Here is a 24,635-nt window from a genome sequence, read left to right as displayed (position 1 = left end):
TACAGGTTCAAATTACAAGTTCAAAAGAACTCGTAATCAGACCCTTTGTTTAATGGGTTTTACATATTTTCATTAGGCAAATTCCGAGAAATCGTATGATAAAAATAAAAATGATAAGGAGAGGATCCGATGGAATTCGAATTTTTCTTTCAAATTGCACTTATTTTATTAAGTACAAAGCTTGCTGGTGATCTTAGTGTTAGATTAGGTCAACCTTCTGTACTAGGTAAATTAATTGTCGGTATCGTTATCGGTCCAGCTGTATTAGGTTGGATTGAAAATTCAGAGCTTCTAACACAATTAAGTAATGTTGGTGTTATTCTTTTAATGTTTATGGCAGGACTTGAAACAGACTTAGAGGAATTAAACGCAAATCGTAATTCTTCTTTAGCTGTTGCACTTGGAGGTATCATTCTTCCATTCGTAGGTGGTTACGTTTCTGGTCTTGTTATGGGAATGGAACAAGGAAATGCTGTATTTTTAGGATTACTTCTATGTGCGACAAGTGTTAGTATTTCCGTACAAACACTTCGCGATTTAGGAAAGATGAAAACACGTGAAAGTACAACTATGCTGGGCGCAGCTGTATTTGATGACATTCTTGTCGTTATTTTATTAGCATTTGCAATGAGTTTCCTAGGTACAGACGATGTTAACTTAACAATGATTATCTTGAAGAAAGTTGTATTCTTCGCTTCTATTATTTTAATCGGATGGAAAGGTGTTCCTGCGATTATGCGCTGGTTATCACCACTACGCGTATCTGAGTCTATCGTGAGCGCGGCTCTTATCATCTGTTTCTCATTCGCATATTTCGGCGAACTATTAGGAATTGCTGGTATTATCGGTGCTTTCGCAGCTGGTATCGCTATTTCTCAAACGAACTACAAACATGAAGTAGAAAAGAAAGTAGAGCCAATCGCTTACGCTATGTTCGTTCCAGTATTCTTCGTAAGTATCGGTATGAATATTACATTTGACGGTATTGGCGATCAAATTTGGTTCATCCTAGCATTAACAGTAATCGCTGTATTAACGAAACTAATCGGTTGTGGCTTAGGTGCACGAATGACTGGATTTGACGCTAAGTCTTCTGCAATTATCGGTTCTGGAATGGTTTCTCGTGGTGAAGTTGCACTTATCATCGCAGGAACAGGACTTTCTTCAGGTCTACTAGCACAAGATTACTTTACAGCTATCGTTATTGTCGTTATTTTAACTACAATGATTACACCACCAATGTTAAAATACACTTTTGGTGCAAAAGATAAAGCAATGAAAGCAAGTAAATAAGTTTAATAAAAAAGAAGCTTACTATCTTATAAGATAGTAGGCTTCTTTTTCGTTTTATCTTTAAACAATCCCGTTCGTTTTTAACCATTTTTCAAAAATAATTCGCGCTTCATCATCATCAATATCATTACGAAATGAATACACCATAATGCCATAATCATCTACATATTCACCTAGCTTCATTTCCTCCACTTTCTTATAAAAATCGTCTACCTCATAGTGTGGAATATAAGCATCCCAAACTGGTTCATGTATTCTTTTGTACGCTGTCACTTCTAAATCATATCCATCTTCATAATATCCGATGTGATAATGTTGACTAGGATCATATTTCTTCATAATAATTTCCCTCCCTTTGAAAACGTATCATATTTCACCTAATAAAGTGAAACTTTAATCAGCCCTCACCAATCGGACTTTAATGGGCAGCCCGACCCCCACCTAACTCCTTTGCTTTCGCTGCATTTTGAGGTGGGGGTCTTACTGCCCATTAAGTGGGATAAACAAAAGCGAGCTGTAATCACAGCTCGCTCGATTCATTAAATGCGTTCCATCGCTGTCTTCAACGTTCCAACAACAAAGGCAATTTCTTCACTTGAAATAACAAGTGGTGGCGCTAATGTTAAGACGTTATTATATCCTGCTGTTGTCATACCGTTTCTACCTATAATTAACCCTTTTTCTTTGCAAGCATTTACAACACTTGCAATTTTGTCGTTATCAATTGGCTCTTTCGTCTCTTTATCGTTTACTAGTTCAATTCCCACTAGTAGACCTTTTCCTCTAATATCTCCAACAAGTGGATGCTCCCCAATTTCTTCTTTTAATTGCTCTAATAAAAGAGAACCCATTTGCGCAGATCGCTCAATTAAATTTTCATTTTCCATAATTTCTAAGTTTTTAAGTGCTAGTGCACAAGCTGCAGGATTTCCACCAAATGTATTAATATGACGGAAGAATTCATATTCTCCCTTTCCTTTAAATGCTTCATATATTTCTTTTTTCACAGCTGTTGCTGATAATGGTAAATATGCACTCGTAATGCCTTTTGCCATTGTAATAATATCAGGCTTCACATCATAATTCATAAATCCAAATGCCTTTCCTGTACGTCCAAAACCGCAAATCACTTCATCGCTAATAAGCAGGGCACCGTGTTTTTGACACGTTTCATGAACAGCTTTCATATAGTCTTGTGGCGGCATTAAAATGCCTCCGCCTGTAATAATTGGTTCCATAATAAAAGCTGCAATCGTTTCACTTAGTTCCCATGTCATGACCCGATCTACTTCTTTTACACATTCTACATCATAAATGTTCTCTCTTTCTATTCCAGGCATACGATAACAATCTGGCGGCGTTACATGTAAAAATCCTGAAGCAAATGGCTCATATTGATATCTACGCTGTGCTTGTCCCGTCGCTGCCATCGTTGCCATTGTATTCCCATGATAGCCGCGGTAACGTGACATAAATTTATAACGATGTGGTTCACCTTTTTGCGCATAGTATTGTCTCGCTATTTTAAAAGCTGTTTCGTTCGCTTCCGAACCACTATTAGAGAAGAAAATAACATACTCTCCTCCAAGCCATTCATTTAATTTTTCTGCAAGCTTTATAGCCGGTTCATGTGATTGTGACATCGGAAAGTATGATAATGTTTGTAATTGCTTATAGGCCGCCTCTGCAAGCTCTTTTCTGCCATATCCACTATTCACACACCAAAGACCACTCATACCATCTAAATATCTTTTTCCTTGTATATCTTCAACCCAGCACCCTTCTGCTTTTGCCCCTACCATTGTACTATTTGGACTAAAGGGACGCATTCCGTGCCAAACATATTGCTCATCTTTTGCTAATAATTCATCAGTCTGTTTCGTTTTCATCATTTCTTCCACCTTCCATAACAACTTATTTTTCACAAAAGCTGCGCTGGTACCATGATGATTTAAATTTCTCCCTGCTTATTTTCATTCCACAAAATTAAGACAAATCCTACTTACAAAGCAGTATTATTTACAAGAAAATGACAAAAGAAAAAGGAGCTTTTCTTATCTATCGAAAAGCTCCTCTTTTTTAATGCGAAGACGCGTCACTAATACCATGCCCAGTATTAGATTTCACGAGAATTTCATCAAATTTCGCTGCATCTTCTTTCTTACTAGATAAAACAGTTCCTAAATACGCTGCAAGAAATCCGAGCGGAATCGAAATAATTCCAGGTGTCGTATATGGGAATATCGCTTCCCCAACAAATATAGCTTTTCCAGCTACAGGGTTCCATACATTTGGGCTTAACGCTACAAGAACAATAGCTGATACAAGACCAGCAATCATACCAGAGATGGCACCTGTTGTATTGAAGCGCTTCCAATATATTGTGAATAATATAACTGGCAAGTTTGCACTCGCTGCAACTGCAAATGCTAACGAAACTAAAAATGCTACGTTCAATGTTTGAGCAAATAACGCTAGTATAATAGATAATACAGCTACTCCAATAGACGCATAACGAGCCATGGATACTTGCTCTTTTTCCGTTGATTTCCCCTTACGGATAATTTCATTATAAAAATCATGTGCGAATGCGGATGCTGCTGTTAATACAAGGCCTGCCACTACAGCTAAAATCGTTGCAAAAGCAATTGCTGATACGAAAGCAAATAAGAAATCTCCGCCCAATGCTTTAGCTAATAAAGGTGCTGCCATATTACCAGCTGGATTTGCTTTAATAATTGCCTCATTTCCTACAAACGCTGCTGCCCCAAATCCTAAGAAAATCGTCATAATATAAAATGCGCCAATTAACCATGTCGCATATACAACAGATTGACGTGCCGTTTTTGCATCACGTACTGTAAAAAAGCGGACAAGAATATGTGGTAACCCTGCTGTACCAAGAACTAGTCCTAAATTTAAAGATAGCGTATCAAGACCATCTTTATACTTTACACCGGGATTTAAAAACGACTCTTTTAACGGAGTAGCTGTTTTCATTTGCGCGAACATTTCCGTCACACTGAAATTAAATTTGGCGAAAACGATTACAGAAATAATAAATGTACCAGCCATAAGTAATACAGCCTTAACGATTTGTACCCAGCTCGTCGCAGTCATACCACCAAAAATAACATACACAGTCATAAGTGTACCAACGATTAATACAGATGTTGTATATTCGATTCCTAATAATAATTTAATAAGTGCACCCGCACCAACTAATTGTGCAATCATATAAAAAATGGATATCGTCATCGTATTAAGCGCTGCAACTCCGCGAACTTTTTTCGCATCAAAACGCGCCGCAATCATATCTGCTAATGTGTATTTCCCCAAGTTTCTAAGCGGCTCTGCAACTAAGTATAGTACAACTAAATAAGCAACTAAGAAACCGATACTATAGAAGAAACCATCAAACCCAGTTAACGCGATCGCTCCCGCTATACCAAGAAAAGACGCAGCAGACATATAATCTCCCGCAATGGCCAGACCATTTTGCCAACCAGTTAATCCCCCTCCAGCTGTATAAAATTCACTCGCATTTTTCGTTTTCTTCGATGCAAAATAAGTTATGACGAGTGTACCAAGTACGATGATTAAAAATAGTGCAAAAGCGGTTGTATTCAAAGTCAGCCCCTCCCTTTTTGCATCTCTTGCAGAATGTTTTGTGAGATTTTATCAAAGGATTCAGCTTTTTTGCTGTAAATCATACATAATGACCACGTCATAATAAATTGTGCAAAAGCAAATATCCACGCCCACGTAACATCACCAAATGCCGGTGTATTGAGTACCTTTGAATACGATGTTAAAATAGGTAACGCAATAAAAAAACTTAAAAAGAAAATACTCATTGGAACGATGAACTTCTTTTTCGTATTTAATAACAATTGAAATTCTTCTGACTGAACAACCTCTGTATAATTCACCTCATTTTGTAACTTACGTGCTGACGTATCATCTCGTTTCATTCTCTAATCCCCTCTCTTACTGAAAGTACAATTCCCCCTTGTATACCAAAAAAACTAAATTTTATAAATATTCAGAAACCTATTTTCATTTTAGACAATCCATACATTCCTGCAAAGATTTTTCGATAGACATTTTTCAGCATTTTCCCCTAAGTTTTTAATATACTTTTCCAACATAAAATTTACGTGCCAGTGAAGCTTTCATACCCATTAAAACAAAATAAAAAAGTAGTGCTTATCGCACCACTTCTGTTTTTTTCTCTTTTTCTAAATTACGAGCTGTTTCGCTTAATTCAACGTCTTTTCCATCTTTAAGTGTTCCAAATATGAAATCGAATACTGGATTTGAAACACCAAACCAAAACTTTTCATTTTTATAATGGTGTAATATGTGCTGTTTTTTTAGCCACCTACCAAACTTGGTGACGGGACGAATTGGCTTATGTGCAATATAATGTTTCCATTCATAAACGAGAAGCATAATAATCATTCCGATTCCGAATGAAAGTGTAATGGTAACACTTTTTGTTATCACGTATGATATAAGTAAATATATAGTAAAGCTCGGTATACTAAACCATACAGGCAAAAATAAAAGTTTTAAATCATCTGGATATACGTGATGGTCATAATGTAATCTTCTTAGCATTTTTAATAAAAATACGTTTTTAGGTGGTTTTAAATGAAATAAAAAACGGTGTGTCATATATTCGTTTAGCGTATAAAAAATAATCCCAAACAAACATGCTAACAAACCGATCCATGTGAAAAATTGCATTTTTAAAATAATGATAAAAACAAATAAAATACTATACATAATAACGATATCATGTTGTAAAAAGAACTCTTTCCCCACCCTCTTCATCTTCCTTCCCCCTTTTCAAAAAAAACAGTCGCAACATATCGTTACGACTATTTCTTTTCTATATCTTATTCTATACGCTTTACAAATTTGCCTGTTGCTCTATTGTCGAGAAAAAATTGTTCGGTCCAAATATATTTTGCTTTGGAATAATATGTTCTACCGCAAACACTGTTACTTCTCCTCTTTGTACCTCTCCAATGATAAGTCCAAATATTTCATGATTTACAGCAAACGTTGGTTGCTTTGTTTGTAGTAATCTTGCTGCATTATGAAATACCGCTTCATATAGTGGATTTCTATCAGTAATTTCTTTTCTGATTTTTGGTGCTAACGTAATAATGATTTCTTTTCCGTCAATAGTGGTTCGATACATAAAAATCTCCCCTTCAATCTTATGTGAACAACTGTAAAGCTTTGTATGCAAAATGGATAGAATATCCTACTAAAATAATACCTGCTCCGGCTGTTATATAGCCAAGTGCTTTTTGCTTTAATAATGTTCTGCCAAAATGGACAGAAAAAGCAATATTTACATTCCATAAAATAATACCAACGATAATACAAAGACTGTACAAAAAGGCTTCTTGTTTCGTTACCTTCGTAAGCAATGAGCTAAGTGTACTTCCATATATACCAAACCAAAAAACAAGATTTAATGGATTGGATATCGCAATTAAAAAACCTGCCATAAACGATTGTTTAAGGCCGCCTACCTCTTCTTTTTTATATTCCATATTCGATTGAGAAATTCCTTGTTTTACACTTTGAAATCCTAAATAAAATAATAAGAAAAACCCTGTGCAATACATAAAAGCTTGTACATATGTATACATAAACAGAGAAGATAAACCGAAATAGATGAGAAGCATAAACAAAATATCTGCTGTCATTCCACCAATTCCAACAACCCACGCATGCCAAAAACCTCGTTCAATTCCTCGTTTTAACATTTCAATATTAATCGGACCTACTGGCGCAGCTAATGAAATACCTAATACAATTTGTTGTATAATTGCTCCAAACATCACTCTATCCTTTCTACTTCCTTTACTATTAAGTAATGATGTAATAATTAAAAATAGACTAGCTTTCCTCAAAATATTTACTACTAAAATACCCTTTTTTATCCAAAATATGCAAAAGAGCCATCCAGATGATGACTCTTACTTTTCTATCTTATGAAGAAAAGGACATTTTCCTTTTAACGGTTCTACATCGTCTCCTATAAAGTATTGTTTCCATTCACGATGATCCGGATCACCATAATGACTAATGTTAGGATGTTTCGGCAGCTGATCCCACTTTTCAACTCGCTCACGGACCGTTTGCCTAGAATATGCTCCTTTAGGACGATCTCCTTCTAATCCATCAAATATAGTACGTGGCTGAAATCCAATAACGAGAGAATTTCCTAAATGCCTAGTTTTTCGTTGTTTATAGGCTGGTGCGTTTCCAAATGCGAATATCGGTTCCCCGCCAAATGAAAATTCCCATAAGTAATGATCTGGGTCTTCAGGAATTTGCTTTGGCCATGTTTCCTTATCGTTTTCATGTAAATATTGTAGTACTTTCCAAAAGTAATCACGGTAATATTCCAGTGATTGCTCCTCACATTCCGGTTCTACAAAAAGAAAAAATCCTCTTCTTACAATTGGACGCTCTTTCATTAACTCTAAAAAAGATAACATTGTATGTGGCAAATGACTCCAATCATTATGAGAGAGAAATGAATAACGAAGTTCATTCTTTTTTAAAGCTGTTAAGCCGAAATAGCACGGAAAAGTTGGTTCTAGCACAACACTCGAAAAATTTTGAAATTCCTTTGCAACCCAATTCGGTATGTCGTTTCTCGTTCTCATTCCTTCATTATCTAATAAATAAGACTCATTCATTCTTTCACCTCATTATGTATAGCGTTCAATTAAGACTATTACATACTCGGCCTGTCCTATACCTATTAAAAAATTTGGCTAAAAAATTATTTAAAAATACAAAAAAATAAAATCGCTTACTTGACTAAATTCTCCCAATTCGTGTATATTTAAATTAATCATTTAGCAGAATATTCAAGATTATAGCATTTTTAGTTTATATTATCTTTTCAAATGAATTTCACTAAATGAAAAAACGTAAATGTTTTCTAGGAGGAATTGTAACATGCAAGGAAAAGTAAAATGGTTTAACAACGAAAAAGGTTTTGGATTTATCGAAATTGAAGGCGCTGACGATGTATTCGTACATTTCTCTGCTATTCAAGGCGAAGGCTACAAAGCTTTAGAAGAAGGTCAAGAAGTATCTTTCGATATCACTGAAGGAAACCGTGGACCTCAAGCTGCTAACGTAGTAAAACTTTAATCCAACATATGACAGGAGGTTACCTTACTTGGTAACCTCCTTTGTTATTCCTTTGTATATTTCCGTTTTCCAGAGCAAAAACTATGTGAAATGCGCACTATACAAAGGAGGAATTATTAATGGGATCAGAAGTAAATGATTTTGAAGAAGTGAAATTCCGTGTAGAAACAGCACAAAAAATGGTAGGATCAGCGACAATTTCAATGGATCCAGATACATTAGAGCATGCGACTACTGCTGTAGAAGCAGCTCGCTCTCAGCTTGAAATTATGAAATCTGTTGCAACAGATTTAGACGAGCCATTTTTAATAAATGAGGAAAAGAAATTAAGCGAGTGTGAGCATCAATTAAATGAAGCGAAGCACTAAAAAACATCCAGAGAGTTTTCTCTGGATGTTTTTTCATGACAACTGTTCCCCATATTTTTTCAATGTTTCTCCAACTGTACATTGTCTTATACAAAAGGAATGAGCATAATACTTACTATTTGTCTTTCGATTATGTTCTCGCAAAAAACATCCTTCACAATACGTTTCTAATAAGTCATTTACCTCTGTAATGAGTTGCTTTTTATCCACTCTTGCACCTCTCTATTCGGTTATTTCTTTATGACTATCAATCACTGTTCCTTCTAATGCTTGCGTAGCTAATTGATGTGCTTCTTTATTTTGTTTTCTTGATATAGGCTCACATACAAGTTTTAATTTCATTTGCTTCGCCTTTTGCTCAATTTGATCTAAATAATGATTTAAATGTTCATCATAACAAGGCCATTCTCCAGCCAATTGCTGCAGTACAACTTGAGAATCTCCGCGAAGCGTGACCGCTTCATACTTAATCCCTAATTCCTCGAGTATATTCATGCTATATAGTAATGATGCATATTCCGCTTCATTATTATCATATATGCCTTCTATATATGCATTACGGCGAATTCGGTAGTTTTTATTTCCTTTTTTATAGTACACACATATACCTACTCCAGCTTCTTTCGTCTGCACATCATAACCACCATCAAAATAAACGAGTATTTCTTGAGGCTCATCCTCCACTTGCTTACTCAGTTTTTTCATTTCTTTTAATGACCATTCTGCATCCATTTCATCATAAAATAATAGTTCTTTTACTCTTCCTGTTTTCTCGAAATCCTCTGCAAATTGAAGTACTTCTTCTATGTTCATATAATCTGTCGTTAAGTCCGTCTGCAAACCGCGCTTTGTTTTATACAACCAATGAATTTTATATTTCATACTAGATTCCCCTTATGTAAGACTTCTTATATGTAGCCAGCTAATGAAAGCCTCACTTTATTTTATTATATTTTATCAATAGTCACAGCATTATATTCAATGTGATTACATACAAAAAGAGCTATCCCTATAGGAATAGCTCTTTCATCTATTACATAAATCTTTCAAATTGTACTCGTTTATTAATCCAGTACATTACAGGCATACCAATCGCCATGACAACAAATTCACCGATTGCACATGTTAACCAAGTCAACATAAATGGTAAATCAAATGCAAGATGAAGTTCAATTGCAATCATAAACATTGTAATTGTAAAAATAACTGTATTAAAAATCATACGAGCCCAAACACCTTTAATAAATCGCATAGAAATAATCGTTGCAACTAATGCAAGAATAGATTGCCCTACTCCAAATACTAAATCGTAAGCGATCATAGGTGAGAAAAAGAGATTCGTTAAAAATACACCTAATACAATTCCGTAAATTGCTTTCTTATTAAATACAACGAGATGATTAAACATCTCTGAAATACGAAACTGTACATTCGTAAAGCCAAATGGCTGAATAAGCATAGAAACAGCAATATATAATGCCGCTAAAATACCATTACCGACTAAAGTTCTAATATTCATGACAAAATCTCCTTAGTTTTTTTACGTGGGATGGTTTCGAACCACGTTATTCGTTTTTTTAGCAACAAGATTATATTTTACGCGGTAGCCCCCCTTTCGTCAATAGATTCCTACCATGAACTACCCTTTTTCTTTTAGACAACGTATAATGAAATATATGAAAGATTTAGGAGGTTTTACTTCATGACTGCAACAATTCAAAATGAAAAAGTGATCGTTACCATCTCTGACAAAGGTGCAGAATTACAAAGCGTTCGCTTAAAAGAAGACAATACAGAATACTTATGGCAAGGTGATGCTACTTATTGGGGACGCCGTGCACCAATTTTATTCCCAATCGTCGGCCGATTAGTAGATAATACATACTACGTAGATGGTAAACCTTATTCTTTAACACAACACGGCTTTGCTCGTGATCTTACATTCTCTGTAGAAGAACAAAGTGAAACGAAAATCACCTACATTGTAACTAGTAATGAAGAAACATTAAAAAAATACCCATACGAATTCGAATTACTCGTTTCTTATGAACTAGACGGACAAACCGTTCATGTAACATACGAAGTGAATAACCCTGCTTCAAAAGAGATGTTCTTCTCAATCGGAGCACATCCTGGTTTCAATTTCCCGTTATTAGAGGGCGAGTCATTTACAGATTACCATCTATCTTTTAATGGTTCAGAGCGTTTAGAAACGAGCGTATTAGAAGGACCTTACCTTTCAAATAAGAAGCAACTAATTGCTGAAAGTACGAATGAGTTGCCACTTACATACGACCTATTTAAAAACGATGCACTTATTTTTGAAAATATGAATACAGATGAAATCTCCATCCGTTCTCATAAACATAATAAATTCGTAAAAGTAGAATTTGACGGATTCCCATTTGTCGGCGTATGGACACCAGGCGAGAATGCACCTTTCTTATGTATTGAACCTTGGTACGGAATTGCTGATGAAGTAAATCCAGCAAAAGATTTCAAGGGAAAAAAAGGAATTCAATCTTTACAAGCGCATGAAACATTTACATGTCGTTATAGTATTACAATCGGCTAAGTTACTCTATCCCCTACTTCAATGAAACATATAGGTAGGGGATCATCTTATCATTTGGAGGTTTCTCATTTTGATTGAAGTATATATTGATGGTGCATCAAAAGGAAATCCTGGTCCTTCTGGTGCAGGCGTATTTATTAAAGGGGTTCAACCCGCTGTACAATTATCATTCCCCCTTGGGACAATGTCCAATCATGAAGCGGAATACCACGCTTTACTTGCGGCATTAAAATATTGCACGGAGCATAATTATAACATTGTCTCTTTTCGTACAGATTCGCAACTTGTTGAGCGAGCTGTCGAAAAAGAATACGCAAAAAATAAAATGTTTGCACCACTATTAGAGGAAGCACTGCAGTACATAAAAAGTTTCGATCTCTTTTTTATTAAGTGGATTCCAAGTAGTCAAAATAAAGTTGCTGATGAATTAGCTAGAAAAGCTATCTTACAAAATTAACGGGGGTATGAGTGTGAAAAAAGATTGGATTGCTCCTCTTGCTTTATTATTTGTGTCTTTTATTTGGGGAGCTACATTTGTCGTCGTTCAAAATGCTATGTCTTTCGTTGGTCCATTTACATTTAATGGTATACGCTTTTTATTCGCTGGAATCATTTTATTATTCGTTCAAATGATTTTCTCAAAAAAAACTTCAAAACAAGATATAAAACAGAGTAGCCTCGCTGGATTAACCGTTGGATTCTTTTTATGCGTTGGCTATGTATTACAAACATTCGGCTTACTTTATACAACTTCTTCAAAAGCTGGTTTCTTAACAGGGCTTAGTATCGTTATGGTACCAATCTTGTCTTTTATCTTTTTAAAACAAAAAGCTACTATTTTTATCGTAATTGGCATTGCTGTAGCAACAGCGGGTTTATATTTATTAACAGCAGGTGATTCTTTTCAATTAAACATTGGAGATATACTCGTTCTCGGTTGTGCAGTTGCTTTCGCTGCTCATATTCTCGTTAACGGCTTCTTCTCTAAAAAAATATCACCTTTATTGTTAAGCACATCGCAAGTATTAGCTGTCGGTATGTTTTCTTCTATTTGCGCCTTTTTGTTTGAAGATTGGGAAAAATTATTTTCAGTAGCACTATGGACGAATGCTTCCTTTTTATTTGCTCTATTTCTAACTTCCCTGTTCGCGACATCCATTGCTTTTTTCATTCAAACATCAGCACAAAAACATACGTCTCCAACGAGAGTAGCAATTATTTTCGCAATGGAGCCCGTTTTCGCTGCCTTAACAGGCGTTCTCGTTGCAAACGAACAACTTTCTATTTCCGCTATTATCGGATGCCTCTGTATTTTCCTAGGCATGGTTTTTGTTGAATTACCTTCTAAAACAAAAAAAGAAGCGCAGGCTGCGTGAAGTTACGCTTGTAACTTCCGCATAAAAGCCTTAGCGCTTTTTTTATCTGTAATCTCTTCTTCTTTCAATCGTTCTAATAACGCAACAAAATAACTGCCATCAAACTGCAATTGATGCTTAATTGTCGCTTCTATTGCTGCGTTTACAATGCCATCAGATGCACCCGTATATCCTTGTCCGAACATAATAAATCCTTGTGCTTCCTCTGATAATTTAAATCCTTTCGTATGTAAGAATGAAAGATAATCTTCTACTGTTTGCATGTTATTCCCACCTACTCAAAAATTCTCCACTTCCTATCATACATGTTTTTATACGCCATGAGAATGAAATTTCTTTGACAACTTTGTAAATCAATCATCTACTTCGTTTATAAATGGAGGATTTCTTTACAATATGAAGGAATATGTACCGTGGAACTTATTCCATATTAAAGGGGAGACATGATGAAACAAGCACTATTAATTATCGATGCGCAGCAAGAATTAATGGATGGAAATGAACAAGAAAGTGAAGTTTTTCGTAAAACCGAATTATTATCTACATTAAATACAGCCGTGCAGAAAGCAATAGATTCCAATGCCCTTATTGTTTTCGTAAGAGATATCGATGTTGCTTCTGGTAGCGGCGTAGGCTTTGAAGTACATAATAAAATCCAAGTACCTCAGTCTGCAATCCTTATTAATAAAGCAGCCACAAATGCATTCTATGGCACTTCTTTACTTGAACTTTTAAAAGAAGAAAAGATTAACCATATCGTTATCGGTGGATGTAAAACAGAGCATTGTATTGATACCGCTGTAAGGACAGCAACTGTACAAGGCTTTGATGTTACATTAATTAAAAACGGTCATTCCACAACTGATTCTGACGTATTGTCTGCAGAGCAAATTATTGGTCACCACAATAAAACTTTACATGGGCATTATAACGTTGATCATTTTTCTATGGTGAGGGATATCGAGGAAGACCTCTTTCAGCCGACTCATGATCAATATCGTGATTAGCGAAAAAGAATCCTTCGTTCAGAAGGATTCTTTTTCACCCAAAAATTTGTGCTGCAATGCTATATAACTCATTATTCCTTTTTAATAATTGACCGCTATTTTTCATCATAATTGGTGGTGTATTCACCTTTTTAAAACCAGTAATCTCTAATACTTTCATGAAATCTTTCTTTCCTTCTAGTACATCAATTCTTAATTTACCATTATGCCCTTTTGCTAAATCATGTACAATTCTCATTGCCATCTCATCATTTTTAGCAACAACCGGTCCTATTATTTTATTTTCTGGTGTTTGTATGCTTAAACCGTAACCTAATACATTTTGTTCCTTGTCCTTTACAACGATACACTGTTCACTTTGCATAATTCTTTTCTTTAAAAACTCTTTTCTATTTGTTCCAAACGCATATTCATCTATTTTTATTATTTTTTCTAACTCATCCTCTTCATAATTCATCACATAATCTTCATTTCTTACACAATAATCATTCGCATTGTATGAGTTACATATGTATTTAGAAACATAACTTACTGCCCTAAATCCTAATTTTTCATATAAAGGTTTCCCTTCATCCGTAGCAATAAGCATAAATGGAGTTTGAGCTGATACGCTATTCATGCATGAATTTGTAATCATCTTTCCAATTCCTCTTCCCTTATAATCTGGATGTACAATTACCATTCCGATAGATGCCAACGCCTCCCCATATAATATTATTGCTGCGCTAGCAATAAGTTCCTTTCTCTCATTCCATACGCCGTATACAATACCTGAGTTAAAAATTGCTTCAACTTCTTCCCTGTTATAATCCCAACCAATATAAGATGATAATGCTACAATATCGCCTATTTGTTCTTCCCTAAGACGCTCCACGCTAAATTCCAATTCAATCATACTCCATCCCCTTATCTAGACATTTAAATCCATCTTCCCAATTCAACTTGTACATGTTACCCTTTATTTGTCACGCATATCCTATTTTGACCAAGACTATATGAGGTGACAACATACCTATAAGAATTAAGTACAATAATAATTAAAATCATGCTAATGCAACATTATTAACCATACACAAAATAGTTCTATCGCTATTTTAAACATCCCTGCTAATAGTGCTAATCTTTTTTAGGATGGCAACTATCTATCTTGTGATTAAAATAGTACAGCTTCAAATTTCACTACCTACCCATTACAGTACCCATTAGAAGTAACGAAAACATCGTCACCTTTGTTCCAGAAAATCCAGATGAAACACTTCCAAATTTGAATTGCTTCTTTGACGGTGAACGCTTCATACGGATTACTCCTCGAAATGTACGAAATTACTTTTGGGCTTGGATTTGGTGGAAGTAATACAAAAGAAAAAGCTTGTAGTTTGGATAGTCTCTAAACTACAAGCTTTTTTCATAGGGAAAATTATTATACTCAATTACTAGCAACTTGATATGCTACATGTCGTTTCTCAATTCGTTCCTCAATTTCTTTCATATTTTCTTTATTATTTAATAGTGATTGTTTATTTTCAATTAATAATTGTTTAAAAGATTTTCTCACTTTTTTTCTCATTTTCATTGTCCTCCTTGGGGGATGATTTATATAAAGTGAAACTTTAATCAGTGGGGGTTTTCTTCATCCCCCACTGATTATTAGTTGAACCAATCGGACTTTTATGGGCAGTTGATCCCCCACCTAACTTCTTTGCTTTCGCTGAATTTTAAGATGGGGGTCTTACTGCCCATTAAAGTGGGATAAAAGATAATGAATTATCTGGTTGTTCTTATAATAATTGATTGTTGTGAATTCTATTTGAACTTCATATGAAAATTCCGTTTATTTTCTGACAACTTTGTGAACAAAAAAAGAAAGACCGATTCATTTTACTTTTAATCGGTCTTTCGAGTATTTACAACATATTGATTAATATTTCAGGTCTTCCCCAATTCATTTCTTCACAAACGAATCGTAATTTTTCTTCATCTATTGTGTGTAATCCTTCTTCTAGTGAACATGAAATAGGAACTTCACAATGAATTTGTGCCAATTGTAATGAAATATTTAAATTCTCTAAATCACTTTCAATCTTCGTACGTTGCGCTTTCGTTAATGATGTTATGTTTTCTAGTACAGCTGATACTGTACCATGTTCTTGAATAAGCTTATACGCTGTTTTTTCACCAATACCTTTTACACCTGGATAATTATCACTTGTATCTCCCATAAAAGCTTTCGCATGAACAATTTGCCACGGTTCTACACCTTTTTCTTCCATAATTTTCTCCGGTGTGTAATACTCGTAATTTCCAATTCCTTTGCGCAGAAGCATAACTGTAACGTTTTTATCAACAAGCTGAAGTAAATCCGTATCACCTGTTAAAATATAAACTTCCGCTTCATTGCAATATTGTTTTGCTAGTGTACCGATACAATCATCCGCTTCATACCCTTTCAGACCGATAACTGGAACAGATAATTTTGCAGTCATTTCTTGCACTAGATCAAATTGCGGAATTAATTCTTCAGGCGGCGCTGCACGATTTGCTTTATAATTTGAGAACGATTCTGTTCTAAATGTTGTACTTCCCATATCCCAGCATGTTACGATATGTGTCGGTTCAATTGCTTGCATTGCCGTTAATAAATGTTTCATATAACCATGAATCCCATTTGTAGGGGTACCATCTTGTCGTTTCATAAACTGTCCATAGACACTTGTTGCATAAAAAGCACGAAATAATAGTGCCATACCATCAACTAATAATACTTTTTTCATAATTCCTCTCCTACCAAAAAAATAATAACCTCACGTCATCACGTAAGGTTATATAAATAGATTACCATTCTACGTTTTTCAACTTTGTCTATTATACATTGTTTTTGTATATTTAGCATCATTTACACATTAAGACGTTCTACTACAACAAGTATGAAGAATCCCTGTATACGTATTTTTCCCAGTTGAAACTACTACAGCTTTCGCATTTCCACCAACAATATACGTTCCTTTGAAACATACATTTTCAAGTTCAAGTGGATTATAGTCTTTCATTCTTTTTAAAGGAATAAATCGTTTGCGCTCAAGATGATAGCAGCTTTCAAACTTCTCAATACTCGCATCATTTCCTGTTAGTACAGATTCATTTACTAATAAATCATTTGCATAAATGATACGTACATCTGCTGGTACTGTGTCACCTTCTGAAAGGAAAATTATATCCCCAGGAACAAGCTCTTGTACTGGCAAATCCATCATTTTTAATTCACCATTTAAACCTGTTACACTAGAACATTCTACTCGAGACACAGTAATCTTTTCACATTGTAATCCATCTCTCACATGTTGTTTTGAAAAACCTGGGATCATTCCACTTAGCTTCATCATTACTTCCGCAATACGAGCTCTTTTTGAAGTTAATTCATTTCGGCCGTATACTTGAATACGTTTTTGTGCCTCTTTCATAGATAATCCATCTCTTGTTGTTTTAAAATACGCAAATACAGATTTTACATCTCTCGTTGCGATTTCAATTAATAAATCTTTATTTTTTTGAAGCAATGTTTGTTCTTTCATTGATTTTTTACTTAATTTATATGACGTGTTACCCACAGTTTTGTTTGCATATAACATATTATCGTCTCCTCCTTTACAACGTAGGAAGAAACGCTTTGTTTCTCAATTTATCTACTTTACTGTGAAAGTATTTAGCGCTTAAACATACATATAAACGCTACATGATGATAAATATAAAGGGAGGAACAAGTCGTTTCCTGCCTACATCATATATTTTTGATTTGAAGTATATGGGTAACGGAACCGAGTCAGAATTTGACATGCTCCTCACCTCCTCGTTTTATTTTATAGTTTATACTATGAAATTACTCATAGCTTTGCAACAAAAAGACCTTTACTCCGAAAAGAGTAAAGGCCATGACATACACAAATAAACGATTCCTAATACAATTAGAAATCTACGGACCTCTCCCTCGCCGAGTTTTAGCACTGTATAGCATAGGTACATTACCAGCTACGTTAAGAAAAACCTTAATTCGATCATTCCTGTTGACCCATTGGCGTCTCTCGACATTTTTGGGCAGTAGCATTTCTCTATACAGGAGCCTCACCTAACAGAGACTTATTTTTATTACATAGAAAATGTTACTCTTATTTAAAATAGATGTCAACAGTAGCCTACATTTTTTTCGAAAGGTATAACAAACTAACCTAGATATAATAAAGACAGAAAGTGCTATATTTATTACGGAAACTTCACAGGTGAATCGAGATAACATGGATATATGTATGCAACAAAAAAACCTTACGTATAAAACGTAAGGTTTTTATTTAGCCCCACATATGCCGTTCTCTCTAGATGTCCATAAACCTGCTCTCACAGGTGGATGCTCTCACAAATGTTTGTAACTTCCTTCTTAAAAAGATGGCATGTTAGCTACATTTAAATATTGAACTTCCATATTAAACTTATTGGTTTAAGACATGCATAAGCTACGTACACCGTAGGAATTTTATATAATGTTAGTTGAAATAAGACCCCCGCACGTGCCGCTCCTCGTAAATGTCCAAAAACCCGCTACTCGCAGGTGGATGCCCTCACAGTTACCGTACATCTTCCTCCACAAGGAAGGCTTGATGATGGTCGCTAAATATTGAGCTTCCGTATAACTAACATCGGTTTTAGACATAAATAAGTTACGTACACCGCAGGATGTATTATTTACTTGTCGTTATATTATCACATTGTTTCCAATGTGTAAAATACAAAGTTTTTCGAGCAATCTCTTGCTTGTGACCTTATTTTAATACAAATTATTTTTGCATGCAAGTGATTAATCTTCTTCTTTTGCAATTTGATTTTCTGGATAAGAAATCCAATCACTCCAGCTACCTGCATACAATTTAACATTCTGGAATCCAGCTAATTTCAATGCAACGATATTTGGACATGCTGTAACACCAGAACCACAATATACAATTGTTTCCTTATCTTTCGAAAGATTTTGGAATCGTTCTTGTTGCTGAGCTTCATTCTTAAATTGTCCTGATTGCAGCATTCCATCCTTCCAAAAATAATTTACTGCTGTTGGAATGTGTCCTGCTTTCGGATCAACAAGTTCCTCTACACCAGCATAACGTTTTGGCTCTCTAGAATCAATTAACGTAACATCTGCACCTGCATAAATATTCTCTCTCACCGTTTCCATCGTTACAAGCATATGATTTTGTACATTTGCTTTGAATGCTTTTCGTTTAGCAACAGAAATTTCCGGTGTTACCGGTAGTCCATTCTCTTTCCATGCTGGAAATCCGCCATCTAATATATATACTTTCTCATGTCCTACATAGTTTAATAACCACCAAAGACGAGAAGCATTTGCACCCGCTTCACTGTCATATGCAATCACTTTCGTGTGTTCATCAATACCAGCTTGCGAAAGCTTGTCTGCAAACTCCTCAATATTTGGTAACGGGTGGCGACCACCATGTTCTGTTATAGGACTTGATAAATCTACATTCAAATCAAAATATAATGCATGAGGAATATGTTCTTCCTCATACTTTTCTCTACCCCAATTAGGATTCGCTAAATCAAAACGACAATCGATTATACGGACGTTCTCATCTTCTATATGCTCACGTAACCATTCGACTGTAACTAACATCTTTAACGACCTTCTTTCTCTTTCAAACGACTTACATACTCCATAACCATTTCTTTTGTAACATATTTACGCTCTAGTGTAACACCATTTTTTGCAAGAGCATTAATTTGCTTCGTTACAACATTAATGACATCAACCGAAAATTCTTTCCCATTTGACGCAAGAGATACGGCTGCTTCAATAGCTGCTTCACGCTGCGCATCTAATTGTAAACATGCTTTTACACTTTCATTTTGTTTACGAGAATGTGCTGTAATTGCTTTATGTACTTCCATCTTCTCTTCCCCCTAAATAAGTTATACGTTCTGATTTAATTCCATTGCAAGCCGAATCATATCACGGCATACAATCCCATTTTCAATAATCTCTTCTTCATAATGCTTCGAAAAGTAATCAAAATCAATAGAAAAAATACGAAATCCACATTTTTGATATAAAGCAAGTTGTGAAACACTAGAATTGCCTGTACCAACTTCAAGTTTTGACATACCATATCCTTTAGCAGTTTCTATAGCATGACTTACTAGCTTCTTTCCAATCCCTTTTCCTTGCAAATGCTCTACAACCGCAATATTCATAATTTCCATCGTCTTCGGCCTTGTTTCCAAAATCACATATACACCGATTACATTATCCTCTTGCTTAGCTACGTATGTTAATCCTCTTTGTACATATGCATCAATTTGCTGTTCACTTGGATCAGCAAGTAGTAATAAAGACTTCGGTATAGCTTCTTTTGAAATACGTTCTATTACAACAGTCATAAAAAATTCCCCCTTCTCTATTGTTCTAAACCCTCCTTGTCTACCATAAGTAATAGAAAGGAGGGATTCACCATGGACAACAATGAGAAAAAATGCAACGTCATCTCTATTGATGGAAAGAAGAAGAAGAGCGACACGTATTCCTATCCAAAATTAGTAGTAGAAAACAAAACATATGAATTTTCTTCGTTCGTCTTATGCGGTGAAACACCAGACGGCAGACGACTCGTTCTTACTCATATGATTTCTACCGATGAATTTGCTGGGTTTGTCAAATCTTTAGATACTGTACTACAAAAGAAAATCGAACGAATCTTTTTCTCATAACGACTACATCACATACATTTCTTTTTCAATCTCTACTAATTGCTTTTGCAATTGTTCTTTACTTTGTTCATATAGTGATACATCAATTGTTTCAGCCAATGCAAATAATACACTTTCATAATAATTCATCACATCTTGCTGCATCACTTTTTGGAATAAGTTCCATTTCAAATCCCACTCTTGCTTATAATGATGAACAAATAAATCTTTTTCATCAGCTACATAGTTTGATACGAGAGGTTCTAATACAGATTTAGCGTCTTCTTGCATAAAGGCTTTGTCATTCTTTTCAAAAAAGCTTTTCTCGTTTTTAAAGTGTGCCAATGCTTTTTTGAAATCTTTTATTTCAACTGAAGGGAACGGTTCTTTATGTGTAATATCTTTATATTCATATTCCACTGTTCCATTCATAGAAATTGATTCATTTTCTACTTTACAGTTCACCACAATTTCATTCTTTGCACGCTTCATCGCTTCATCTATCCATTTTTCAAGGCGTAATGATGTCGCACGCATTTCTTGTAATAAATCATGCTGAATAAATGCTACTAATTCCATAACACACTGCTGCAACTGCACTTTCACATTTCCATCCGTTCGAAGCGATGCTGGATTAATAAATTCAGTAAACACATCGTTATAGCGTAGGAATAGACGTTGTTGCACGTAATAAAGCAATTCTTTCACTTCATTTTGCATCGCCTGTTCTTCAGCAAGCACACTATATGATGAAATAATATGAAGTAGTTGATCACGCTCTGCTTCATATTTTTTCGTTTGCTTCTCTTTCTCTTCATTCCCCTGCTTTGCACCATTTATCATATTTACTAACAGCTGATCTGCCCCTTGCAATGCACCATATAAAGCATGAACAGATACGAGCATTAAATCTCTCATCATAAAGGATGTAAATGATTCCTCGAACTTAGCAATCCCAGAGTTTTGTAAAATACCGTACTTCTCTTTTTCAATATTTTTCCCTTGTTTCTCTTCAAGCGCACATAAACTTGAAATTGCAAATAAACGCGGATTCCTAATACCGTATTGCAGTAGCTGATCTGCGATATAACCTTTTACCATTTCAAGCTCTTCTTCAGACTCTGCTAAATCGGCCGCATTAATTAAGAAGAACATTTTATCAAGAGCAAAAGTATCCTTTACACGACCAAGCTGAATTAAAAATTCACGGTCGGCACGAGAGAACACGTGATTATAATACGTGACAAATAAAATAGCATCTGCGTTTTTAATATACTGGAACGCAACGTCTGTATGGCGGGCGTTAATAGAATCCGCTCCAGGTGTGTCTACAAGCGCTACTCCTTGCCTTGTTAATGCACAATCATAATAAAGCTCCATGTACTCAACAAAACAAGATTTTTCTTCATTCGCTACATAATCAGAAAACTCATCTAATGTAACTTGTACTTGCTCACCTAAATGCGCAGAAACCGTATCATACCCTTTTTGTACCGCTCGTAAAAAGCTAAATGTTGTTTTTTGCTTTCCAGTTGGTGAAGGGTATTTCATAACTTTATCAATCTGTGCTAACGCTTCATCTAACGTAGTAATCTCATAATGAAACAGCTTATAAACAGCTTTCATATCTTCTAATAAGGCTTGCTTTGATTTAAATTGAACCATTACTGTTCCGTGTGGTTTTTCCTCTGTAACTGGCAAAATTTGATTAATCGTTGCCGTCGTCGGATTTGGTGACACAGGAAGTACTTTTTCACCAAGCAATGCATTGGCAAATGATGATTTCCCAGCACTAAAAGCTCCAAATAATGCCACTGTAAATTGTTTCGTTTCCACACGGCGCCTTTTTTCTATTACCTCTTGCTGTACATGTTTTAGCGCTGGCAATGGCTCTAATATCGTTTCAGCTTTCTTCACTTTCTCTAATATACGCTGAATATTTAAAGCTGCCGTTCCTTTTATCTCTTCCTCACGAGCCGCTACGTTATCATTTACAATTTCCTGCTCTTGTAGTGTGAATTTCTCACTAACAATTTGTTTTTTACTTTGCAATATTTCCTCTACTTGCAATCCTTCTGGTGTAGCAACACGATCATGCCAAATATTTTGTAAATAGCCTTCATATGCCTCCAAATTGTTACTGTATTGCAATTGTGTTTCTTTCGCAGTTTGCAACATCGTATATGTTTCAATCTCTTCTTCAACACGATCAACTGCTTCTTTTACCTTTTGCTTTAAAACGACTGCACTTTTATCAAAAATTTGCTGTGCTTTTGTAAAATAACGTTTCTTTAATTCATTCGCTACATCCGCTGTATAAAGAAGTAAGTAATCACCTGTGAAACCTGCACCTTGTTTAATTACTTCCGCTAACATTTCTGGTCCAAAAGCAATTTCTAAAGCATATATGTCTTTCCCAATCTCTTCTGTAAACAACCCTTCTTCTTTTAAGAAGGCAACAATAAATTCTTTCACATGAAAATCAAGTTGCGTTTCGACAGTCTTTTGCAAAGCAGCATAAAAAGCATCTAAACGTCTCTGTTTTTCTTGCTCAGTCTTTCCTTTCGCAAATAGCAAACCAACTTTAAATTTTGTTAATTTCGTTTCTAAGTACGCATTTGCCAATTCTCTCATTTCAAATGGCATTAAATACGCGTTATCTAATATAGCTTGTAAACCTTTTATAAATTCATTTCTCATTTGAGACTCTTTATTAGCCTCGCGATGTTTCATTTCCGTTAGCTCTTCTTTCTTTTCAACTATTTCTGAAATGGAAAGCGGTGATGCTAACTCTTCCTCATATTTCAAAAGAGCTTTTTCATTTTCAGAAAGAATAAACGAGAAATGTTCCCCCATTAAATATTCTGTTTCTCGCTCCATTCCATCTCTTACATACTGCTCTTTTTCTTTCATAATAGAAGTAATTAACGTTTCTAGGTTTTCAATTTCATTATGTGGATGGTTCATCATTCGTAATGATGTATAATAAACTCCATCTACTTCAATATCCCAGTTAGAGAATGATTGTTTTACACTATCTCTATAATCCGCAAACGATAATTCATTTTCTTTATGTTTATCTATTTGATTTACAACGAGATAAACCGTTTTATTACGTTGTTTCAATTCTTTAACAAATTGTAAATTCACTTCCGATTGGACGTGATTATAATCCATCATATAAAAAATCACGTCTGCTAGATGCAGCGTTGATTCTGTCGCTAGTTGATGGGCATCATCTGTTGAATCAATCCCTGGTGTATCAACTAACATAACACCTTCAGGAATTGGCGCATCATTCCGATAAATATGAACACCAATTACTTCATCGCCATCTTTACAAATTTGTTTTAATTCTTCTGCTGAATATGCACCGTCATATTCGTACTGCTCTCCAGATTTAATCGTTACAACAACACGATCAAATCCCTTTTCAATTTTAACGACGTTAGCGCTTGTCGGAATTGGACTTGTCGGTAACAACTGCGCTTTATATAGATGATTCATCATCGTTGATTTCCCTGCTGAGAAGTGACCGCAGAATGCTATCATAAGCTGCTCTCGTTTATATTTTTGAATTACTTCAAACAACTTTAAGCTATTCTCTGCATCGCCGTGTTTTTGCCACTCTTCATAAAAACAAACAAGTTTTTTCATACCGTTTGTCTGTACTATGTTTGTCATCCCCTTGTTCCCCTTTATCCAAGATGTATATGCTATTTGCAAGCCAATAACCAGTGAGAAATGCACCTACTCATTGATTATCTTTTCACTTTACTATCATACTAAATTTTCAGCATATTCTCATTAAAAATAAAAAATCCCTTTCATTCTTTTTACAAATGAAAGGGATTTTATGTAATATCACTCATTTTGCTGTTCCTACTCCATTTAAAACATACTTTGCAATAACTGCATATACAGCGACTGTACCTGCTACTAATGCATATACCATACTCATGCACCAACCTTTTTTGATAATGATTATCACTTTTGAATACATTTTATCATTAAAGAGAATCATTATCAACACTTTTTCATAAAGAAAGCCCCTTATAAGAAGGAGCTTCACTGC

At 35.1% G+C, this 24,635-nt stretch carries 28 protein-coding genes, 2 other RNA genes and 2 riboswitches; of the genes, 8 read left to right on the top strand and 22 right to left on the bottom strand.

Translation table 11 applies throughout. The features are described 5' to 3' along the window. Nucleotides 1–129: 129 nt before the first annotated feature. Nucleotides 130–1,293, top strand: a complete 1,164-nt coding sequence (locus MR083_RS05335) for a cation:proton antiporter (protein WP_000393891.1) — start codon at nt 130–132, stop codon at nt 1,291–1,293. 60 nt (nt 1,294–1,353) lie between these two features. Here the strand turns inward: MR083_RS05335 and MR083_RS05330 are convergent, their stop codons facing one another. From MR083_RS05330 to MR083_RS05295, 8 genes are all read right to left on the bottom strand, one after another. Beyond that, nucleotides 1,354–1,632, bottom strand: a complete 279-nt coding sequence (locus MR083_RS05330; protein WP_016717048.1) for a DUF3986 family protein — start codon at nt 1,630–1,632, stop codon at nt 1,354–1,356. A 200-nt stretch (nt 1,633–1,832) separates the two neighbouring features. Continuing rightward, nucleotides 1,833–3,182, bottom strand: coding sequence for an aspartate aminotransferase family protein (locus MR083_RS05325; RefSeq protein ID WP_000850971.1), 1,350 nt, complete (start codon nt 3,180–3,182; stop codon nt 1,833–1,835). A 190-nt stretch (nt 3,183–3,372) separates the two neighbouring features. Then, nucleotides 3,373–4,923 (bottom strand): solute symporter family protein, encoded by a 1,551-nt coding sequence (locus MR083_RS05320; protein WP_001098251.1) that lies wholly within the window; start codon nt 4,921–4,923, stop codon nt 3,373–3,375. 2 nt (nt 4,924–4,925) lie between these two features. After that, nucleotides 4,926–5,267: a DUF485 domain-containing protein gene (locus tag MR083_RS05315; RefSeq protein ID WP_000817374.1), complete on the bottom strand. Its 342-nt coding sequence runs from the start codon at nt 5,265–5,267 to the stop codon at nt 4,926–4,928. Between the two features lie 235 nt (nt 5,268–5,502). Beyond that, complete coding sequence (locus MR083_RS05310) at nt 5,503–6,132, bottom strand: sterol desaturase family protein (protein WP_000832152.1); 630 nt, start codon at nt 6,130–6,132, stop codon at nt 5,503–5,505. A gap of 79 nt (nt 6,133–6,211) precedes the next feature. Continuing rightward, nucleotides 6,212–6,505 (bottom strand): hypothetical protein, encoded by a 294-nt coding sequence (locus tag MR083_RS05305; RefSeq protein WP_000286361.1) that lies wholly within the window; start codon nt 6,503–6,505, stop codon nt 6,212–6,214. Between the two features lie 19 nt (nt 6,506–6,524). Continuing rightward, complete coding sequence (locus tag MR083_RS05300) at nt 6,525–7,157, bottom strand: LysE family transporter (protein ID WP_000466557.1); 633 nt, start codon at nt 7,155–7,157, stop codon at nt 6,525–6,527. Between the two features lie 138 nt (nt 7,158–7,295). After that, a complete protein-coding gene (locus MR083_RS05295) occupies nt 7,296–8,024 on the bottom strand; it encodes a YqcI/YcgG family protein (protein ID WP_016717045.1) in 729 nt (242 codons plus the stop codon). A gap of 265 nt (nt 8,025–8,289) precedes the next feature. Between MR083_RS05295 and cspB the strand changes: the two genes are divergently transcribed. Continuing rightward, nucleotides 8,290–8,487: a cold shock-like protein CspB gene (cspB, locus tag MR083_RS05290; RefSeq protein ID WP_001161727.1), complete on the top strand. Its 198-nt coding sequence runs from the start codon at nt 8,290–8,292 to the stop codon at nt 8,485–8,487. A gap of 119 nt (nt 8,488–8,606) precedes the next feature. After that, entirely contained in the window at nt 8,607–8,855 is a 249-nt protein-coding gene (locus tag MR083_RS05285; RefSeq protein WP_000534391.1) for a DUF2564 family protein, read from the top strand. Between the two features lie 33 nt (nt 8,856–8,888). On the opposite strand, the gene MR083_RS05280 is transcribed toward MR083_RS05285, so the two are convergent. The 3 genes from MR083_RS05280 to MR083_RS05270 form a co-directional block, all read right to left on the bottom strand. Then, nucleotides 8,889–9,065 (bottom strand): zinc-finger domain-containing protein, encoded by a 177-nt coding sequence (locus tag MR083_RS05280; protein ID WP_000358801.1) that lies wholly within the window; start codon nt 9,063–9,065, stop codon nt 8,889–8,891. Nucleotides 9,066–9,077: 12 nt separating this feature from the next. Beyond that, nucleotides 9,078–9,737, bottom strand: coding sequence for a ribonuclease H family protein (locus MR083_RS05275; RefSeq protein ID WP_000875522.1), 660 nt, complete (start codon nt 9,735–9,737; stop codon nt 9,078–9,080). 151 nt (nt 9,738–9,888) lie between these two features. Next, on the bottom strand, nt 9,889–10,374 hold the full coding sequence (locus MR083_RS05270) for a QueT transporter family protein (protein WP_001026467.1): 486 nt from the start codon (nt 10,372–10,374) through the stop codon (nt 9,889–9,891). 6 nt (nt 10,375–10,380) lie between these two features. Next, a riboswitch (PreQ1 riboswitch) is annotated at nt 10,381–10,425 on the bottom strand. Nucleotides 10,426–10,557: 132 nt separating this feature from the next. On the opposite strand from MR083_RS05270, the gene MR083_RS05265 reads away from it, so the two are divergent. The 3 genes from MR083_RS05265 (at nt 10,558) to MR083_RS05255 (ending at nt 12,806) form a co-directional block, all read left to right on the top strand. Beyond that, complete coding sequence (locus MR083_RS05265) at nt 10,558–11,430, top strand: aldose 1-epimerase family protein (protein WP_242268675.1); 873 nt, start codon at nt 10,558–10,560, stop codon at nt 11,428–11,430. 70 nt (nt 11,431–11,500) lie between these two features. Continuing rightward, complete coding sequence (locus MR083_RS05260; protein ID WP_000573869.1) at nt 11,501–11,887, top strand: reverse transcriptase-like protein; 387 nt, start codon at nt 11,501–11,503, stop codon at nt 11,885–11,887. Between the two features lie 13 nt (nt 11,888–11,900). After that, a complete protein-coding gene (locus tag MR083_RS05255; protein ID WP_000711156.1) occupies nt 11,901–12,806 on the top strand; it encodes a DMT family transporter in 906 nt (301 codons plus the stop codon). 2 nt (nt 12,807–12,808) lie between these two features. Here MR083_RS05255 and MR083_RS05250 read toward each other — a convergent pair whose 3' ends face one another. Then, nucleotides 12,809–13,069, bottom strand: a complete 261-nt coding sequence (locus MR083_RS05250; RefSeq protein ID WP_001195212.1) for a DUF6123 family protein — start codon at nt 13,067–13,069, stop codon at nt 12,809–12,811. A gap of 183 nt (nt 13,070–13,252) precedes the next feature. Between MR083_RS05250 and MR083_RS05245 the strand changes: the two genes are divergently transcribed. After that, the gene (locus MR083_RS05245; protein ID WP_000806356.1) at nt 13,253–13,813 is read left to right on the top strand and encodes a cysteine hydrolase family protein; all 561 of its coding nucleotides are present in this window, start codon (nt 13,253–13,255) and stop codon (nt 13,811–13,813) included. A 34-nt stretch (nt 13,814–13,847) separates the two neighbouring features. Here MR083_RS05245 and MR083_RS05240 read toward each other — a convergent pair whose 3' ends face one another. The 9 genes from MR083_RS05240 to MR083_RS05200 all read right to left on the bottom strand — a co-directional run bounded on the left by MR083_RS05240 (nt 13,848) and on the right by MR083_RS05200 (nt 20,254). After that, complete coding sequence (locus tag MR083_RS05240) at nt 13,848–14,708, bottom strand: GNAT family N-acetyltransferase (RefSeq protein WP_000570998.1); 861 nt, start codon at nt 14,706–14,708, stop codon at nt 13,848–13,850. A 531-nt stretch (nt 14,709–15,239) separates the two neighbouring features. After that, on the bottom strand, nt 15,240–15,380 hold the full coding sequence (locus tag MR083_RS05235; protein ID WP_001228043.1) for an FbpB family small basic protein: 141 nt from the start codon (nt 15,378–15,380) through the stop codon (nt 15,240–15,242). A gap of 337 nt (nt 15,381–15,717) precedes the next feature. After that, nucleotides 15,718–16,584 (bottom strand): 5'-3' exonuclease, encoded by an 867-nt coding sequence (locus tag MR083_RS05230; protein WP_000757048.1) that lies wholly within the window; start codon nt 16,582–16,584, stop codon nt 15,718–15,720. Between the two features lie 129 nt (nt 16,585–16,713). Beyond that, entirely contained in the window at nt 16,714–17,439 is a 726-nt protein-coding gene (locus MR083_RS05225) for a P-type ATPase actuator domain-containing protein (protein ID WP_000964962.1), read from the bottom strand. Nucleotides 17,440–17,782: 343 nt separating this feature from the next. Beyond that, a riboswitch (M-box (ykoK) riboswitch) is annotated at nt 17,783–17,948 on the bottom strand. Nucleotides 17,949–18,152: 204 nt separating this feature from the next. After that, nucleotides 18,153–18,336, bottom strand: a non-coding RNA gene (ssrS, locus tag MR083_RS05220) — 6S RNA. Between the two features lie 21 nt (nt 18,337–18,357). Further along, nucleotides 18,358–18,540: non-coding RNA, 6S RNA (ssrS, locus tag MR083_RS05215), on the bottom strand. A gap of 116 nt (nt 18,541–18,656) precedes the next feature. Further along, nucleotides 18,657–19,490: a sulfurtransferase gene (locus MR083_RS05210; RefSeq protein WP_242268673.1), complete on the bottom strand. Its 834-nt coding sequence runs from the start codon at nt 19,488–19,490 to the stop codon at nt 18,657–18,659. A 2-nt stretch (nt 19,491–19,492) separates the two neighbouring features. After that, nucleotides 19,493–19,765: a YpbS family protein gene (locus tag MR083_RS05205; RefSeq protein WP_000451811.1), complete on the bottom strand. Its 273-nt coding sequence runs from the start codon at nt 19,763–19,765 to the stop codon at nt 19,493–19,495. 21 nt (nt 19,766–19,786) lie between these two features. Then, nucleotides 19,787–20,254 carry a GNAT family N-acetyltransferase gene (locus MR083_RS05200; protein WP_000219272.1) on the bottom strand — a complete coding sequence of 156 codons (468 nt, stop codon included), beginning with the start codon at nt 20,252–20,254 and terminating at the stop codon, nt 19,787–19,789. Nucleotides 20,255–20,326: 72 nt separating this feature from the next. Between MR083_RS05200 and MR083_RS05195 the strand changes: the two genes are divergently transcribed. Then, nucleotides 20,327–20,581, top strand: coding sequence for a DUF3931 domain-containing protein (locus MR083_RS05195; RefSeq protein ID WP_000369740.1), 255 nt, complete (start codon nt 20,327–20,329; stop codon nt 20,579–20,581). A gap of 3 nt (nt 20,582–20,584) precedes the next feature. Here the strand turns inward: MR083_RS05195 and MR083_RS05190 are convergent, their stop codons facing one another. Beyond that, nucleotides 20,585–24,244, bottom strand: a complete 3,660-nt coding sequence (locus MR083_RS05190; RefSeq protein WP_000182149.1) for a dynamin family protein — start codon at nt 24,242–24,244, stop codon at nt 20,585–20,587. Nucleotides 24,245–24,635: the final 391 nt, after the last annotated feature.

Source organism: Bacillus cereus group sp. BfR-BA-01408 (genome assembly GCF_022663305.1).
GTDB classification, from domain to species: Bacteria; Bacillota; Bacilli; order Bacillales; family Bacillaceae_G; genus Bacillus_A; species Bacillus_A pacificus.
This window is presented reverse-complemented; position numbering and strand designations above follow the sequence as displayed.